Origin of the sequence: Celeribacter baekdonensis B30 (genome assembly GCF_000299875.1) — a bacterium.
GTDB lineage: Bacteria > Pseudomonadota > Alphaproteobacteria > Rhodobacterales > Rhodobacteraceae > Celeribacter > Celeribacter baekdonensis_A.
This window is the reverse complement of the sequence record NZ_AMRK01000001.1, coordinates 121,847-139,053: the sequence shown is the minus strand read 5'-3', so window position 1 is coordinate 139,053 and position 17,207 is coordinate 121,847. Positions and strand designations below refer to the sequence as shown.

11 protein-coding genes are annotated in these 17,207 nt (G+C 59.2%); 9 read left to right on the top strand and 2 right to left on the bottom strand.

What is annotated here, in order from left to right:
• Nucleotides 1–2 precede the first annotated feature (2 nt).
• The gene (locus B30_RS00705; protein WP_009570045.1) at nt 3–920 is read left to right on the top strand and encodes a LysR family transcriptional regulator; all 918 of its coding nucleotides are present in this window, start codon (nt 3–5) and stop codon (nt 918–920) included.
• A 76-nt stretch (nt 921–996) separates the two neighbouring features.
• On the opposite strand, the gene mntR is transcribed toward B30_RS00705, so the two are convergent.
• Nucleotides 997–1,455: a manganese-binding transcriptional regulator MntR gene (gene mntR / locus B30_RS00700; RefSeq protein WP_009570044.1), complete on the bottom strand. Its 459-nt coding sequence runs from the start codon at nt 1,453–1,455 to the stop codon at nt 997–999.
• A 187-nt stretch (nt 1,456–1,642) separates the two neighbouring features.
• Here mntR and B30_RS00695 point away from each other — a divergent pair, with 187 nt between their 5' ends.
• The 4 genes from B30_RS00695 to B30_RS00680 all read left to right on the top strand — a co-directional run bounded on the left by B30_RS00695 (nt 1,643) and on the right by B30_RS00680 (nt 9,922).
• The gene (locus B30_RS00695) at nt 1,643–2,932 is read left to right on the top strand and encodes an Nramp family divalent metal transporter (RefSeq protein ID WP_009570043.1); all 1,290 of its coding nucleotides are present in this window, start codon (nt 1,643–1,645) and stop codon (nt 2,930–2,932) included.
• A gap of 147 nt (nt 2,933–3,079) precedes the next feature.
• Entirely contained in the window at nt 3,080–6,523 is a 3,444-nt protein-coding gene (locus B30_RS00690) for a transglutaminase family protein (RefSeq protein WP_009570042.1), read from the top strand.
• An 84-nt stretch (nt 6,524–6,607) separates the two neighbouring features.
• Nucleotides 6,608–9,031: a circularly permuted type 2 ATP-grasp protein gene (locus tag B30_RS00685; protein WP_009570041.1), complete on the top strand. Its 2,424-nt coding sequence runs from the start codon at nt 6,608–6,610 to the stop codon at nt 9,029–9,031.
• Nucleotides 9,032–9,034: 3 nt separating this feature from the next.
• Nucleotides 9,035–9,922, top strand: coding sequence for a transglutaminase family protein (locus tag B30_RS00680; RefSeq protein ID WP_009570040.1), 888 nt, complete (start codon nt 9,035–9,037; stop codon nt 9,920–9,922).
• A 6-nt stretch (nt 9,923–9,928) separates the two neighbouring features.
• Here the strand turns inward: B30_RS00680 and ygiD are convergent, their stop codons facing one another.
• Entirely contained in the window at nt 9,929–10,747 is an 819-nt protein-coding gene (gene ygiD, locus B30_RS00675) for a 4,5-DOPA dioxygenase extradiol (protein WP_009570039.1), read from the bottom strand.
• A 140-nt stretch (nt 10,748–10,887) separates the two neighbouring features.
• Between ygiD and B30_RS00670 the strand changes: the two genes are divergently transcribed.
• The 4 genes from B30_RS00670 to B30_RS00655 all read left to right on the top strand — a co-directional run bounded on the left by B30_RS00670 (nt 10,888) and on the right by B30_RS00655 (nt 17,130).
• On the top strand, nt 10,888–11,784 hold the full coding sequence (locus B30_RS00670) for a LysR family transcriptional regulator (RefSeq protein WP_009570038.1): 897 nt from the start codon (nt 10,888–10,890) through the stop codon (nt 11,782–11,784).
• Between the two features lie 132 nt (nt 11,785–11,916).
• Complete coding sequence (locus B30_RS00665; protein ID WP_009570037.1) at nt 11,917–13,833, top strand: elongation factor G; 1,917 nt, start codon at nt 11,917–11,919, stop codon at nt 13,831–13,833.
• Between the two features lie 161 nt (nt 13,834–13,994).
• Nucleotides 13,995–15,161 (top strand): efflux RND transporter periplasmic adaptor subunit, encoded by a 1,167-nt coding sequence (locus B30_RS00660; protein WP_009570036.1) that lies wholly within the window; start codon nt 13,995–13,997, stop codon nt 15,159–15,161.
• A 1-nt stretch (nt 15,162) separates the two neighbouring features.
• Nucleotides 15,163–17,130 (top strand): MacB family efflux pump subunit, encoded by a 1,968-nt coding sequence (locus tag B30_RS00655; protein WP_009570035.1) that lies wholly within the window; start codon nt 15,163–15,165, stop codon nt 17,128–17,130.
• Nucleotides 17,131–17,207: the final 77 nt, after the last annotated feature.

Here is a 17,207-nt window from a genome sequence, read left to right as displayed (position 1 = left end):
TCATGTCCGAGAAACCGCGTATCGCGCAGACTCAAAAAATCGACATTTCGCTTTTGCAGACCTTTCATTTGGTTGCAAAAATCGGGTCTTTTTCCGGTGCGGCGCGTGAACTCAATATTTCCTACCAATCCGCCGCCAATCATGTCCGACGGCTTGAGCAGCTTTATGGCACGCAGTTGGTGAAGGCCGAAAAAGGCTCGCGCGAGATTGTGTTGACGGCCCCGGGGCGCGCGCTTCACGCTTCATTGGGGGCGGAACTTGACACGATCTTCGCGCGGCTGTCGCTTTTGCTGCGAAATGTCCATTCGGTGATGCGGTTTGGTGTCCCGCAGGCACTGTTTCATGCTTTCTTTCCCGAAATTGTCAGGCAGGTGAAAGAAACCCATCCCGATATGGAGCTGAATTTTTTTGAGCGCGACACGGTTCTGTCGTCGATGATGGTCAACGGCGAACTGGACGCCTGCGTCTGTGAACGGTTCTTTGGCGATGCCAGTATTTCGCAGGTTCTTTTGGGGCAATACCGTCTCGCCTTGGTCTATCCGCAACATTGGGCGCGCGACTACGCTTCAAGCAATGACCTCGCCTCTTTGCAACAGGAGAATTTTATCACCTACGAGCCGGGTCAAACCCTGCGCTCGCGGGGGATTGATTTCCTCACCAAGAAACTGGGCAAAGCGCCGCAAAACATGACCACAGTCTCTGGCTCGACCTCCGTCATGGAGCTTGTCAGGGCCGGGATCGGGTATGCCATCGTGCCCGAATGGGTTGCCGAAGCGGCCGGGGAGAAGGTCAAATGGATCATTCTCGACGAGATGCAGACCGTAAAGGTCTATTTTGCCACGCCGGTTTTCTTGTCCGAGGACCCGGTGCTTGTCTTTACACGAGAAATTTGTCGCAACGTGATGGGGTTTCGGGTCTGACACAAGAGACGGCCTGCCGCTTTAACCCAACGCGCAGCCGCCATGGATGTGTCTTATATCCCCACCCCATTGGGCGTTATTTGTTCCTATTTTGCTGTGCGAGATACGCCTCAAACGCTGCCAGAGTGCCTTCGGAGACGTGGTGTTCGATCCCTTCGGCGTCAAGTTCGGCGGTGGTTTCAGGCACACCCACGGCAATGAGCAAGGCCACAACCGTACGGTGCCGTGCCCGTACCCGATCCGCCAGGGCCGCGCCGTCATCGGTCAAAAACACCCCGCGATAAGGGCGAGACGTCGCCAAGCCTTCGCGTTTCAGCCGGGCGATGGCTTTGGTGGCCGTGGGTTGCGCCACGCCCATGCGCTCGGCAATATCGGCCACGCGGGCTTCGCCATGCTCAGCGATCAAATCGCCGATCATTTCGACATAGTCCTCCAACAGGGCCACCGCCTGAACTTCGCGGGCACGGGTGAAGCGATCCGCTTGCGAGGCACTCTGTTGTTCTGGCGGAAGATTGGTCGAAAGCGATGGGGCCATAACGGCGCTCCTGTTCTGTTGGGAATTCTGTATAGCCTAGGGATGACTTTTTCACCAGCATTTAGATTGTGTGGCAAAGGTACGCGGGCTTATATCAGAGGGTGTCGCTATTCAGGTCAGATTTACTGTTGCAATAAGTATAGCGATGGCTATAAATCGGCGTGACATTTATTTGTAAGGCGCGTTCATGCCCTCCCTCACAGATCGCACAAAACAAGGCATTGCCTCTGTTCTCTCCGGGGACCGTGGCGGTTGGCGTGCGCGCCTGCTGTTTGCCGGGCCTGCCATTATCGCCTCGGTAGCCTATATGGACCCCGGCAATTACGCCACGAACATCCAAGCCGGTGCGGGCTACGGCTATACGCTGTTGTGGGTTGTGCTTTTGGCCAATCTGATCGCGATGTTGTTTCAGGCACTCTCAGCGCGGCTGGGCATCGTGACCGGAAAAAACCTGGCCGAACTGTCACGGGACAATTTCCCTCGCCCGGTGGTTTGGATCATGTGGGCGATCAGCGAAGTCGCCGCCATGGCGACCGATTTGGCCGAGTTTTTGGGCGGTGCCATCGGACTGGCGCTCCTGTTTGACCTGCCGTTGATGGTCGGAATGATCATCACTGCCATCGTCACCTATGCGATCCTGATTTTTGAGGGCAAAGGGTTCCGTCCGATGGAGTTGATCATTGGCGCGCTCGTGGGTGTCATTGGCCTGTGTTACCTGGCCGAAATCATCATCGCGCCAATTGATTGGGGCGGGGCGGCCATGGGGATGATCACGCCGGAATTGCCCGATGCGGCGGCGCTGACCATTGCGGTCGGCATCATCGGGGCCACTGTGATGCCCCACGCGATCTACCTGCATTCGGGCCTGACGCAATCGCGTGCCAATGTGCGCAATGCCGCCGAGCGGCGCAGGGTTTTGAAATTCTCCAACACCGAAGTCGTGGTCGCGCTTGCGGTGGCGGGCATGGTCAATATGGCGATGGTGATGATGGCGGCCTCTGCCTTTCACTTGGGGCATTCGGATGTGGCCGAAATCGAAACCGCCTACCATACGCTCACACCGCTCTTGGGTGCGGCTGCGGCGGGCATGTTCTTGGCCTCTTTGATTGCCTCGGGCATTTCAAGCTCGGTCGTCGGCACCATGGCGGGTCAGATGATCATGCAGGGGTTCTTGCATTTTCATGTGCCGATTTGGATTCGCCGTTTGGTGACCATGGTTCCGGCCTTTGCCGTTGTTGCCGCAGGCGTGAATGCCACTGATGCTTTGGTGATGTCGCAAGTCGTGCTCTCCATCGCTCTGCCCGTGCCGATGATCGCGCTGATCATTTTCGTGTCGCGCCGTGAAATTATGGGCGAGTTTGTGATCCATCCGGGGCTGCGTCTCTTGGCCGGGGTTGGGGCCGTTGCGGTGCTGGGGTTGAACTTCGTGCTTTTGGCGGAGTTCTTTGGCCTCAGCATGCCGTTTCTTGCAGGATAGCGTTGTGGGCAGTGTTTGCTGAAAAATTGATCGTTTGCCCTATTTTTCCCCGCCAAATCCCGACCCAAGGCGTTTTGCCCGTGAAGCCGGGATGAAGCACTTATAGTCTGATAGGGATCGGGCATTCGGGCGAAGGGCGAACACACCATGGCGATTTATGCATCCATCCATCACGTCACCCATTATAAATATGATCGCAATGTTGACCTTGGCCCGCAAATCATCCGTCTGCGTCCCGCGCCACATTCGCGCACGCGGGTGATTTCGCATTCGCTCAAGGTTTCGCCTGCCAATCATTTCGTCAATCGCCAACAAGATCCCTATGGCAACTGGCAGACCCGGTTTGTGTTCCCCGAACCCGTGCGGGAATTCAAAATCGAGGTCGATCTTGTCGCCGATATGACCGTCTATAACCCGTTCGATTTCTTTATCGAAGAAGAGGCCGAAGAGTGGCCGTTTGAGTATCCGGCGGATCTCAGGGACGATCTTGTGATCTACCGCACCCCCGAACCCGAAGGCCCGCTTTTGGCGCAATTCATCGGCACGCTCGATCTCAAAAAGATGCGGACGGTGGATTTTCTGGTCGGGCTGAACGCCCAGATCGCCAATTTCGTGAATTACACCATTCGGATGGAAGCGGGGGTGCAGACGCCTGAAGAGACGCTTGAAAAACGCTCCGGCTCGTGTCGCGATTCCAGTTGGTTGTTGGTGCAGGTGCTGCGCCATCTGGGCTTGGCCGCGCGCTTTGTGTCAGGCTATCTCATTCAACTCAAACCCGATGTCGAGGCGCTCGATGGCCCTTCTGGCACCGATCATGATTTCACCGATCTTCATGCCTGGTGCGAAGTGTTTATCCCCGGCGCAGGCTGGATCGGGCTCGATCCGACCTCCGGGCTTTTGACCGGCGAAAGCCATATCCCGCTGGCCGCCACTCCGCATTACCGCAACGCCGCGCCGATTTCGGGTGGCTACACCTCGGTCGGCGCACCTGAGGTCAGCTTTGATTTCCAAATGGAGGTCAAACGTGTCTCTGAACATCCGCGCATCACCAAACCTTTCTCGGATGAGGCATGGGATCGGCTCAACGCGCTGGGTCATAAGGTCGATAAAGCGCTGAAAGAGGGAGACGTGCGCCTGACCATGGGCGGTGAGCCGACCTTTGTGTCGATTGATGATTTTGAAAGCGCGGAATGGAACACCGAAGCCGTGGGGCCGCAAAAGCGCGCCTTGGCCGATGAGCTGATCCGGCGGCTGCAAACCCGGTTCGCGCCGGGGGGCTTTCTGCATTATGGCCAAGGCAAATGGTATCCGGGTGAAAGCCTGCCGCGTTGGACCTTTTCGCTCTATTGGCGGCGCGATGGTAAACCGGTTTGGAAAAACCCGGACCTGATCGCGAAGGAGGATGTGCCTGTGCCCGCAGGGGCGCCAGAGGCCGGGGCGTTTATGAAGAAATTCGCCGAAAACCTTGGCGTCGATCCGGTCAACGCCCAACCTGCCTATGAGGACCCGGCGGAATGGATTTTGAAAGAATCCCTGCTGCCGCCCAATGTGAACCCGGAAAACAGCAAGCTGAAGAACCCCGAAGACCGCGCTCGCTATGCGCGGGTGTTTGAGCGTGGGTTGACCGAACCCTCGGGCTATGTCCTGCCGATCCAGCGCTGGCAATCAAAAGCCGGGTCAAATTGGATTTCGGAGCTGTGGCAAACCCGGCGCGGGCATTTGTTTTTGGTGCCCGGTGATAGCCCGGTGGGCTTCCGCCTGCCTTTGGGCGCTTTGCCGCATATTCCTCCTGCGAGTTTCCCCTATTCCTATCCCTCTGACCCGATGATGGATCACGGGCCTTTGCCGGATTTTCACGAAAAGCTGTCCGAACGGCGCAAGCGGGTGGAGGACGAAATCACCCGATTGGCCGCCGAAGAAGAGGCGCGTGCGGCACAGGAGGCCAAGGAAAAAGCCGATCTTTTGCCTGAGGAATCCGAGGGCCACAGCCAGCCCGTGAGCCAAGCCAAAGCGTCAGAGGCCGAACGTCAGGCGCTTATCGCGCAGGGCATTGATCCATCCACCAGCGAAGTGCGCACCGCGATTGCGATTGAGCCACGCGACGGGCGGTTGTGCCTGTTCATGCCGCCCTGTGAGGCGCTCGAAGATTACCTTGAACTTTTGGCCGCTGCCGAAGACACCGCCGAAGAGCTTGGCCTGCCGATCCATGTCGAAGGCTATTCCCCGCCCGAAGACCCGCGTTTGAATGTGATCCGTGTCGCCCCCGATCCCGGCGTGATTGAGGTGAATATTCACCCGGCGCATAGCTGGGACGATTGTGTTGCCACCACGGAAGCGATCTATGACGAGGCGCGGTTGTCGCGTCTGGGCGCGGATAAATTCATGATCGACGGGCGTCACACTGGCACGGGCGGCGGCAACCACGTTGTTGTGGGCGGGGCCACGCCTGCGGATTCGCCCTTCCTGCGTCGGCCGGATTTGCTCAAATCCCTGATCCTGATCTGGCAACGTCACCCGGCGCTGTCCTACCTGTTCTCCGGGCTGTTCATCGGCCCAACCTCGCAAGCCCCACGCATTGACGAAGCGCGGCACGACACGCTCTATGAACTTGAAATCGCCCTATCGCAGATCACGCCTCCGACCGAGGGCGCGGTGCCGCCCGCATGGTTGGTGGATCGTCTGCTGCGCAATATGTTGACCGACGTGACAGGCAACACCCACCGCGCCGAGATTTGTATCGACAAATTGTTCTCCCCAGATGGGCCGACCGGGCGTCTTGGCTTGGTCGAATTCCGGGGCTTCGAGATGCCACCGCATCCGCGCATGAGCCTTGCGCAACAGGTGTTGTTACGCGCCATCATTGCGCGTTGTTGGAACGCGCCGGTTGAGGGCAAACCCGTGCGTTGGGGTACGGTGCTGCATGATCGGTTCATGTTGCCGCATTTCCTGTGGGAAGATCTTTTGTCGCTTCTGAATGATCTCAAACTGCACGGGTTTGAGTTGGACCCGGACTGGTATGTCGCGCAGGCCGAGTTCCGCTTTCCGTTTTGTGGTCAGATTGAGGCCGAGGGCGTTCATCTTGAAATCCGTCAGGCGCTTGAGCCGTGGCATGTGTTGGGCGAAACGGGGGCGATCGGGGGCACCGTGCGCTACACCGACAGTTCGGTCGAACGGCTTCAGGTCAAAATGACCACGTTGCACCAGGATCGCTACCGCATCATGTGCAACCAGCGCCCCGTGCCGATGGCGCGCACCGCGACCTCCGGCACCTCTGTCGGTGGCGTTCGCTTCAAGGCCTGGCAGCCGCCAGAGGCCCTGCATCCGGTCTTGCCGGTCAACGTGCCGCTGACCTTTGACATCTATGATGATTGGACGGGGCGGGCGCTTTCGGGCTGTACCTATCACGTCGCGCATCCGGGCGGGCGTAGCTACGACACCTTCCCGGTCAATGGCAACGAGGCCGAAGCGCGGCGTTTGGCGCGGTTTGAACCCTATGGTCATGCGCCGGGCACATACACCCCCGTCACGGAGGTCCCGCATCCCGAATTTCCCTTGACCCTTGACCTCAGGAGGCCCATCGGTCTGCTTTAAGCCTTGTTCAGGGCGTTTTGCGGTAGTCTAATCTCGCGAAACGCCCCAGAGGCAAAGGCAAGGTTAGGATACCCAAGGGACATCATGCCCAATTCAGCGCGGCCCACTGACGTGACGTCGGATTTCTTTTCCGCCTATCTGCAACGCCCGGGCGTGGCCGATGAGTTGTTTGATGCCAAAGGCCAGATGCGCCCGGTGTGGCGGCGGTTTGTCGATCGCTTTGCTCGCCTGACCCCCGCCGAGATTGAAGCACGCTTTGAGCGCGGCGATCAATATCTGCGCGATGCGGGCGTGTTTTACCGCCAATACTCCAACGACCCTCTGGCGGAACGGGATTGGCCCCTGAGCCACATCCCGGTGATCCTGCACGAAGACGAATGGGCCACGATCTGTGCCGGGTTGACGCAGCGCGCCGATCTTTTGGAACGGGTCATGACCGATCTCTATGGTCCGGGCCGTTTGGTGGCGGACGATCACTTGCCAGCGGCCTTGATTGCGCGCTCGCCGCACTGGCTGCGCCCGATGGTGGGGGTGGAACCGCGCGGCGGGCATTACCTGCATTTCATCGCCTTCGAGATCGGGCGTTCGCCGGACGGCACATGGTTTGTTCTGGGCGACCGGACACAGGCGCCCTCGGGGGCGGGATTTGCGCTTGAAAACCGGATGGCGACGGGGCGGATTTTCCCCGAACGCTTTCCGCGGGCGCATATCCACAAACTGTCGGGCTTTTTCGGTACTTTCCGCAATGCGATGGAACGTCTGGCCTCGCCACAATGGGAACCGCACCGGGTCAGTGGCATTCTGACACCCGGCCCCTCCAACGACACCTATTACGAACATACCTATATCGCGCGCTACCTTGGGATGATGTTGCTTGAGGGCGAAGACATCGTGGTCGAAAATGCCCAAGCCATGGTGCGCACGATCGAGGGGTTGCAACCGCTTGGCATGTTGTGGCGCCGGATTGATGCGGCCTTTGCCGACCCGATTGAGTTCAATCCAACCTCGCATATCGGCACGCCGGGTCTTATGGAAGCGGTTCGGGCCGGGCACCTTGGCATGGCCAACGCGCTTGGCTCGGGTGTGCTTGAGATGCGGGCGATGATGGCGTTTTTGCCGCGCATGTCAAAGGTGCTCACCGGACAGCCTTTGGCCCTGCCCAACATTGCAACATGGTGGTGTGGCGGGACGCGGGAGCGGGCCTATGTCCAAAAGAACGCACAAAACATGCTGATCAGCCCGGCGGATGCGGTGGATCTACCGTTTGATCTTGGGGCGACAACGGCGCTGGGCGGGGAATTCCGCGGCACAGCGATGGGGTCGATCTCCGATTGGCTTGAGCGCGAAGGCGACCGGCTTGTGGGTCAAGAGGCGGTGACGCTTTCGACCACGCCCGCATGGCAGGCGGATGGCGAAGGCAGTGGCCGGGTTGTGCCGCGTCCGATGACCGTGCGGATCTTTGCCGCACGGACTTCTGAGGGCTGGCAGTTCATGAAGGGCGGTTATGCTCGTATTGGCCGCAGTGAAGATGTCACCGCCCTCGCGATGCAGCGCGGCGGATCGGTGGCGGACGTTTGGGTGGTCTCGGATCGGCCTCTGCCGCACACAAAATCCGCCGTCCCGTCCGATGGTAATTTCCGTCGCGCCGCCCCCGGTATTCTCCCGGCGCGCGCCGCTGACAACCTGTTTTGGCTGGGGCGCTATGTGGAGCGCACCGAAGATGCGGCGCGTTTGATCCGGGCCTATCATTTGCGCTTGGCCGCCACCGACAATCGCAATGACCCGCGTTTGAAAGCCCTGCGCAGCTATATGGCAGGATACGGGTTTGATCTGTCCCAAACCGTGCCCGAGGCGTTGATTTCGCGCATCAACACGGCGCGCAATTGCGCGTTCAACGTGCGCGATCGGTTTTCGACCGATGGCATTTCGGCGCTGAGCGATTTGTTGAAAACCGCCACGCGGATGACCAAAACGGTCCAGCCCGGCGACGATTGCGCGCGGGCGATGTCGGTTTTGGTCCGCAAAATCGCCGGGATCACCGGACTCGTGCACGAAAACATGTACCGATTTGCCGGGTGGCGGTTTTTGAGCATTGGCCGGGCTTTGGAACGCTCGGATGCGATGGCCTCGCTTTTGGCGCGGTTCACCGGCGAGGATGCGCCGGAGGGCGCGCTCGATTTGGCAGTTGAAGTGGGGGATTCGATCATCACCCATCAGCGCCGCTATCGGGTCGAAACCAGCCGCGACACCGTGGTGGATCTCTTGGCTTTGGACGCTGACAACCCGCGTGCGCTGCTGTTCTTGATCCGCGCCCTGCGCCAGCATGCCGAGGCTTTGCCCAACGCCCATTTGCATGGTCGTCCGTCCGACTTGTTGCGTACAATCTTGCCGCTTGAGACCGGGATTGCTTGTGCCATGCCGGTCGAGATGACGCCGGAGCGGCTGATGTCCATCAGGGCGGATTTGGCGCGGATTTCCGATCTGATTTCCGCGGCGTATTTGAGGTAAGCGATGTTGTATGACGTGAGCCTGACGATCGAATATAATTATGCGGCCACCTCGGATCGGGCGCGCAATTTGGTGCGGCTGTTGCCCTCCAATATTGTGGGCGTGCAACAGGTCCGGCAACGCCTGCTTCAGGTCACGCCCCGGCCCGATGAACGCCGCGATGGCGTTGATTTTTTTGGCAACGCAATGAGCATGGTGGCGTGGCACCATCCGATTGACGCCATGTCTCTCAATCTCACCGCCAAAGTGGAGCGGTTTGACACCATCGTGCCACTTGATTTTTCGCCGCGTCTGGCGGAGTTCGCACGGGATCTGAGTGCGGTGCATGGGCTTGGCCCGGATGCGCCGCATCACTTTGCCTCCGCCTCGCCGCTGGTGTCGCCGTCGCCCGCGATGACGGCCTATGCCCGCGATCTTGTCGACCCGGACATGACTGCGATGCAGGTTGTCGAGGTGCTGGGCCGGGCGCTGCACCGCGATATGACGTTTGATCCCGAAGCGACCGACGTGAACACGCCGCCCGAAGAGGCCTTTGAAAACCGTCATGGCGTCTGTCAGGATTTCGCCCATGTGATGATCGCCGCCCTGCGCGGGATCGGCATTCCGGCGGGCTATGTCTCGGGGTTTTTGCGTACCTTCGCGCCCCCCGGACAACCGCGCCTTGAGGGGGCGGATGCGATGCATGCGTGGGTGCGCGCTTGGGTCGGTCAGGAGACTGGTTGGATCGAATTCGACCCGACCAATGACCAGTTTGCCGGTACGGATTACATCACCGTGGGCTACGGGCGCGATTATGGTGATGTCGCGCCTGTGCGTGGCGTGATGCGGACCTCAGGCGGGCAGGAAAGCCGTCAGGCGGTAGATGTGATCCCGCTTGAGGACGTCACCTAAGCGCCGTCAATAATAGACGAAGCTGCGCATCGACACCGAGGCGATGTCGATGGAGGAGTTCATGAACATCACCTCATCTTTGGCGTCTGAAGCCCCCGCAATGGTCAGCGCCGGAAGGTAGTGATCCAGCGACGGATGCGCCAGTGTCAACAGGCTGCCAAGCCCTTCACGGTCTGAGAGTGCGGCATGGTCGCGGGCCATAAGGCGTTCGGCAAACATCCCGTCAAACTCCAGCGCCCAGTCATAGGGTTTCGCGCCATATTTCATCCTGCGCAGGTTGTGAACGATATTGCCGGAGCCGAGGATCAACACCCCGCGATGGCGCAGATCGGCAAGCGCCTGACCAATCTCAAGATGATGCGGCAAGTCCTTGGTCATATCAATCGACAGCTGAAACACCGGGACATCGGCCTCAGGGTAGAGCCATGTCAAAACCGACCACGCGCCGTGATCCAGGCCCCATGTGTCATCGCCCTCGGCGTGGTGGCTGGCGAGAAGAGAGACGACCTCATTGGCCACATCGGGTGCGCCTTGGGCGGGGTAGTGTTGGGCAAACAGCTCCTGTGGGAAGCCATAAAAATCATGGATGGTCTTCGGCATGCGCGACACATCCACCAGCGTTGACCCCCGTGTCATCCAATGCGCCGACACCACCAAAATTGCCTGTGGTCGCGGCAAAGAAGCCCCTAACTCGGCCCAACTACGCGAATAGGCATTGTCTTCGATGGCGTTCATCGGGCTACCATGGCCCAAAAACACAACCGGCATCCGATCCGAGGATGTGAGACGGTCTTTCAGGTTTTGCAGGTCTTGTGCGAGGCTCATAGTGATGTCCTTTGCGGGGCTGGTGCTGTGCTGGGGGCTCTTTGTCCCAATGCTTGAGCCAAAGATGGTACTTGATGTGAGGGAATGAAATAGCGAATATATGGAATGACTAGGAACAAAACATTCCCAATGGTTGCGTGATGGACCTGATTGACGGGCTCAAAGCCTTTGTGGCCACGGCGCAAACCGGGTCGTTTACTGCGGCGGCGGACCGGCTTGGCATGTCCAATCGGTTGACGTCAAAATATGTCGCCGAGCTCGAACAGCGCCTTGGCGTGCGGGTGTTGCAACGCACCACGCGCAAGGTTGGGGTCACCTCGGCGGGCGAAGAGCTTTTGGCCCGTGCGCCCGCGCTTTTGGACGAACTCGATGCGATGCTCTCGGCGGTGACCGAGGACAGTCGTGGGTTTTCCGGTACGCTGCGGGTATCCGCCCCTGTGACCTTTGGTGAAACCTATGTGCAGGGCCTGATGCAACGCTTCGCCGCCCCGCATCCTGACCTGACCATCGACTTGCGGCTCAACGACAGCTATGTCGATCTGGCCGCCGAAGGGGTCGATCTGGCGTTTCGGATCGGCACCCTGGATCAGCCGACGTTAAAGATGCGCAAACTGGGCGAAATCCAAAGCGTCGTTGTTGCCGCCCCGGCCTATCTCGCGGATCACCCTGCACCAAAGCGGCCCAAAGATCTGGCACATCACGGTTGTATCATCGACACCAACCGCCGCCGCCCGGCGCACTGGGTGTTTGTGGATGGTGCACAAGAGATTGCCGTCACCGTGCGCAGCCGGTTCATGGTCAACAGCGCGCGCGCGGCGCGGGATTTGGCCGTCGCCGGGCAAGGGATCGCCTTTTGCCCGCGCTTTGTCTTGGGGGATGATCTTGAGACCGGGCGTTTGGTGTCGCTTTTGGACGGGTTTGATCCTCCCGGCCACCCGATCAGCGCGATCTATCTTGAAGGGCGCACCTTGCCTCTTAAAGTGCGTGCTTTGATCGACTTCGCCCGTACGGACATTCGCCAAGCGGGCATCGTCTGACACTGGACCGTTCAACAATTCTGTCTCAGTTTGACCTGAACCAAGGCCGAGCGCTACGCTGGGGCGTAGTCTTATCCCCAATCACGCTTTTTGACGTGTAGCGTAAAGCACGATGACCCGGAGGATTCCCGCATGAAAACCGTCACCATTTTAGGCCCATCTCAATCAGGCAAATCAACATTGGCCAAAGCGCTCGCCGGGCTTGAGACGGGAACATTCCGCTCTTTGAGCCTGTTTGGCGAGGCTGCGGTCACGATGTTTCGCTATCTGGATGAAGATTGGGCCGTGCTGGAGTGTCCGGGCGGGGCGGAGGGCCTGTCACTGGCCGGATCGGCCTTGGCGGGCAGTGACGCGGCAGTGCTGTGCGTGTCGGCGGATGTGGATGCGGCGGTTTTGGCCGCGCCTTATTTGCGCCTGCTTGAGGCGGCCAATCTACCGACGCTGATTTTCGTCAACAAACTTGATGTCGCAACCGACCGCATCAGCGATGTGGTCGCCGCACTGCAAGCCTATTCGGCCCATGGCATCGTGCTGCGCGAAGTGCCGATCCGCGAGAATGGTGAAATCACCGGCGTGGTGGATCTGATCTCTGAGCGCGCTTGGGCGTTCCATGACGGCGCGCGCTCGTCCTTGATGGAACTGCCGAAAGATATGCGGGCGCGCGAACAAGAGGCCCGCGCCGATTTGCTCGAACATCTTGCCGATTTTGACGATGCGCTGTTGGAAGAATTGATCGAGGACCAACAGGTGATGAGTGCCGAGATCTATGAGGTCTCGACCAAAGTGCTTCAGCATCACGACCTGATCCCGACCTTTTTGGGGGCGGCTGCAAAGGGCAATGGTCTGACCCGGTTGATGAAAAGCCTGCGCCATGAAGTGCCGGGGATTGAAGTGCTGTCAGAACGGTTGGGCACGTCTCCTGTGGCGGTCGGGATTTTTGCCGATCAGGTCAAACATCTTGGCAAAACCGTGCTGATCCGCCCTGTGGGGGCCAAGATTTCGGCGGGCGCGCAAGTGGCGGGCGGCAGTATCGGCAGCCTCGTTGACATTGATGCCAAAACCCCGGTGAGCCAACTTGCCCCCGGTGCCCTCGCATTGACGGTGAAAACCGATCACCTGTCCCTGCGCGCGCCGGTCTATGGCGCGAGTGGGCCGATGGAGGCGCCGGTTTGGGTCGCGGCACATGCGCCAAAACACAGATGCTTGATCTCACCCGTCAATGACCGCGATGACGCGCGCTTGTCCTTGGCTTTGGCAAAACTGGCCGAGATTGATCCGGGGCTGAGCGTGGAGCAGGACAGCCAAAGCGGCAAAGTGATTTTAGCGACCCAAGACCAGCTTCATCAACGCCGCGTTGTGAGCAAACTCGACGAGGTCTTCGGCGTGTCGGTCACCCTTGAGGCGATCCCTCCGGCGCTGTTTGAAACCATCACCCGCCGGGTCGAGACCCAGCACCGCCACCGCAAACAATCCGGTGGTGCCGGTCAATTTGCCGATGTGGTGATCGAGATCGAACCCTTGCCGCGTGGCGATGGTTTTGTCTTTGCCGAAACGGTCAAAGGCGGCGCGGTGCCGCGCAATTACATGTCGGCGGTGGAAGCGGGGGTGTGCGATGCGCTGGCCGAGGGGCCAAACGGATGGCCCGTGGTGGACATCAAAGTCACGCTCAAAGATGGCAAACACCATGCGGTGGACAGCTCTGATCATGCCTTCCGCACCGCCGCCAAAGGCGCTGTGCGCGAGGCGATGGCCGAGGCGAAACCCATTGTCTTGCAGCCGATCCACCGGATCAGCATTCATGTCCCAAGCCCGTTTTCCGGTGGATTGGTGCCTTTGGTGACGGGTCTCAAGGGACAGGTTTTGGGCTTTGAGGCCGAAGGCGATGTGGCGGGTTGGGATGTGTTTTCTGCCCTGCTGCCTGCGGCATCCGAAGCGGAGTTGTTTCTGGCCTTGGGCAGCGCGTCGCGCGGCACCGCGTGGTATGAAACGGAGCTGGATCATTATGAAGAGGCTCATGGCGCGGTCGCGACGATGGTCCCAACGTCCTGATTGAGCTAACCCTCACAACAAAATCAAAATTTGAGCCGCCGAGACCCCTTTGGCGGCTCTTTTGAATTTGGCCCCTCAGCGAGATATGTGCGACGGAAATCCGACGCTCCTGCGTATTACAGGTTCAAGCTCTCTGCGCTGCGGCATTTGAAAGGTTCGATATGAAACCCTCCCTTCGTTTTTTGATTGTCATTCTGCTCTGTGGAGCGGGCTATTGGGGCTGGACCCAGTATGCGAGCAAGGACGACCAAGCCCCGCCGCAAACGGCGCGTGTCATGCGGGGATCGGTGTCCGAGACTGTGCTGGCCTCAGGCACGATCGAAGCCAAGCAATTGATCAGCGTCGGTGCGCGCACCTCGGGTCAGATCGAAACGATGGCCGTCGCTTTGGGCCAAACCGTGGCGGCGGGTGATTTGATCGCGCAGATCGACAGTCAGGACCAACACAACGACGTGCTTCAGGCCGAAGCGGAATTGGCCAATATCAACGCGCAGATTGCGGCGAAACATGCGAGTTTGAAAAAGGCGCAACTGTCCTTGAATCGGTTGAATGAGCTGAACAAACAAAACTACGCCTCGCAAGAAGATGTCGAAAGCGCGATTGCCGATCTGGCGGTTTATGAGGCCGAGCTTGAGGCGTTGGACGCACAAAAATCAAGCGCAGAGGTCAATGTGTCGACCGCGAAAATCGCGCTGGACCGCACCACGGTGACGGCGCCGATCAGCGGCACGGTTGTGGCCGTGGTCGTGGATGAAGGTCAAACGGTGAATGCCAACACGACCTCTCCGACCTTGGTGAAATTGGCCAACCTCGACAAGATGCTCGTCAAAGCCGAAATTTCAGAGGCCGATGTGGTGCATGTCGCGGCGGGGCAAAAGGTCAGCTTTACCATTCTTGGAGAACCCGACAACGCCTTTGCCGCCACCGTGCGCGACATCGAACCCGCCCCCTCGGAGATCGAGGACAGCGATACGATTTCGACCGATGAGGCGATTTATTACAATGGCATTCTTGAGGTGGATAACCCGGATCATGTGTTGCGGATCGGGATGACGACACAGGTGTCCGTGGTCTTGGATGAGGCGGTGAATGTGTTGACCGTGCCTGCCGCGGCTTTGAATACGGATGCAGAGGGGCAGAGGTTTGTCATGGTGTATGACGCCACCAGCGGTGCAGAAAAAATGCAGCCGGTTGAGGTGGGGCTGAACGACAAAGTGACGGCGGAAATCATCTCAGGTGTGAGCGAGGGCGATTGGGTGGTGACCGGGGCAGCCGTTGCGGCACCCACAGGCAGTTCTGGACGCATGGGTCCGGGAATGGGGTTCTGACATGACCGATGCCATAAGGCCCAACCCGCTTATTTCCGCGCGCGGTCTGACCCGCAGTTTTCCCGCAGGGGAAGAGGTCATCACCGTGTTGCGCGACGTGGATATCGACATTTACCCCGGCGAAATGGTGGCCATTATCGGCACCTCGGGCTCAGGTAAATCGACCCTGATGAACATCCTCGGCTGTCTCGATCGGGCCAGTGCCGGGACATATATGTTTGATGGCAAGGATGTGGAAGATCTTGATCCTGACGAATTGTCGCGGCTGCGGCGCGAACATTTCGGCTTTATTTTCCAACGCTATCAATTGCTGTCCGATCTGGATGCGGTCGGGAATGTCGAGGTGCCCGCGATTTATGCCGGGGTCGGGCGCACCGCGCGGCGAGAACACGCCAAAGAGCTGTTGACCCAATTGGGCTTGGAGACGCGTTTTGATCATCGCCCTACCGAACTGTCCGGCGGCCAGCAGCAACGCGTCTCTGTGGCGCGTGCCCTGATGAATGGGGGCGAGGTGATCCTGGCCGATGAACCGACTGGCGCATTGGACACCAAAAGCGGTGATGACCTGATTGAGCTTTTGCTGGATCTCAACGCCAGGGGCCACACCATCGCCATGGTCACACACGACCCGAATGTGGCCAAACATGCCCATCGGATCATCGAGATCAGCGATGGACGGATCATTTCGGATCAGCGGCAAGACGGCAAAGACCCCGAAAACAAGACCGCCTATAAGGCGCAAATCCCGCCCGCCAGCGCCCATATCGGCGCGGCGGTGCAGAGGTTGGGGGAGGCGTTCAATATTTCGCTCAAGGCGATGTTGGCGCATCGCACCCGCTCTTTTCTGACCATGCTCGGCATCATTATCGGTATCGCCTCCGTGGTGCTGGTCGTGGCGCTTGGCAATGGCACGCAGGAAAAGGTGCTCGAAAGTATCAGCTCTCTGGGCACCAACACGATTTCGGTGCGCGCTGGCTCGGGCTTTGGCGCGCGGGATTCCGGGCGGATCGAAACGCTGATGCCCTCAGATGCCGATGCCCTGTCCTTGATGCCTTTCGCCGACAGCGTGTCTCCCGCCGTGTCCACACAGGCCTCGGTGATCTATCGCAACACCGAAGCCTCCGCGACGATCAGCGGGGTGAGTGGCGATTACTTTCAGGTCCACGCCTATGAGACCGTCTCTGGCACCGTGTTCAGTGACAGCGATGTCACGAGTTACACGCAGGTCGCGGTGATTGATGAGGACACGCAAGGCACGTTTTTTGACACAGGGGTCGATCCTTTGGGGCAGGTATTGATATTAGGCCATGTGCCGGTCCGGGTGATCGGCGTGGTGCGTTCGACAGGAGCCACGTTTGGTCCGTCTTCGCTCAATGTCTGGGTGCCCTACACCACGGCGATGGCGCGGGTGTCGGGACAAAACAACCTCGATAGCATTGGCATTCGGGTGGTTGACGATTTCGATATGGCCGAGGCCGAAGCCCAGATTTCCGCACTTTTGACCGCGCGCCACGGTTCCAAGGATTTCTTTTTGACCAACACGGACACGATCCGTGAAACCATCACTTCAACGACCGAAACACTGACCTATCTTGTGGCGATGATTGCGGTGATTTCACTGATCGTCGGCGGGATTGGCGTGATGAACATCATGTTGGTCTCTGTGACTGAACGGACCAAAGAGATCGGCGTGCGCATCGCCATCGGGGCGCGGCGCTCCGATATTGTCAGCCAGTTTTTGCTGGAGGCCGTGATGGTCTGTCTCGTCGGTGGGGTGATTGGGATTGCGGCGGCGTTGATTGGCGGGGTTCTGGTGGAACGCTTTGTGGACAGTGTGCGATTGAGTTTCTCGGTCGCGGCCGTTGTCGTCGCATTCCTGTCCTCGACCTTGATCGGGATCACCTTTGGCTTTCTTCCGGCACGCAATGCGGCGCGCCTCGATCCTGTTGTCGCGCTGAGCCGGGAGTGAAAGGGTGGTTTTCGGGACTGGCACCTTGGCGCGCGGCTCGGTAGCATGGCGTTCAAAGATGTGAACAGGACACCACG

Excerpts from the sequence above, each read along its gene's own strand:
- B30_RS00685 (WP_009570041.1), top strand. The coding sequence starts at position 6,608 with ATGCCCAATTCAGCGCGGCCCACTGACGTGACGTCGGATTTCTTTTCC.
- B30_RS00690 (WP_009570042.1), top strand. The coding sequence starts at position 3,080 with ATGGCGATTTATGCATCCATCCATCACGTCACCCATTATAAATATGAT.
- ygiD (WP_009570039.1), bottom strand. The coding sequence starts at position 10,747 with ATGAGCCTCGCACAAGACCTGCAAAACCTGAAAGACCGTCTCACATCC.
- B30_RS00670 (WP_009570038.1), top strand. The coding sequence starts at position 10,888 with ATGGACCTGATTGACGGGCTCAAAGCCTTTGTGGCCACGGCGCAAACC.
- B30_RS00655 (WP_009570035.1), top strand. The coding sequence starts at position 15,163 with ATGACCGATGCCATAAGGCCCAACCCGCTTATTTCCGCGCGCGGTCTG.
- mntR (WP_009570044.1), bottom strand. The coding sequence starts at position 1,455 with ATGGCCCCATCGCTTTCGACCAATCTTCCGCCAGAACAACAGAGTGCC.
- B30_RS00695 (WP_009570043.1), top strand. The coding sequence starts at position 1,643 with ATGCCCTCCCTCACAGATCGCACAAAACAAGGCATTGCCTCTGTTCTC.
- B30_RS00680 (WP_009570040.1), top strand. The coding sequence starts at position 9,035 with ATGTTGTATGACGTGAGCCTGACGATCGAATATAATTATGCGGCCACC.
- B30_RS00660 (WP_009570036.1), top strand. The coding sequence starts at position 13,995 with ATGAAACCCTCCCTTCGTTTTTTGATTGTCATTCTGCTCTGTGGAGCG.
- B30_RS00705 (WP_009570045.1), top strand. The coding sequence starts at position 3 with ATGTCCGAGAAACCGCGTATCGCGCAGACTCAAAAAATCGACATTTCG.
- B30_RS00665 (WP_009570037.1), top strand. The coding sequence starts at position 11,917 with ATGAAAACCGTCACCATTTTAGGCCCATCTCAATCAGGCAAATCAACA.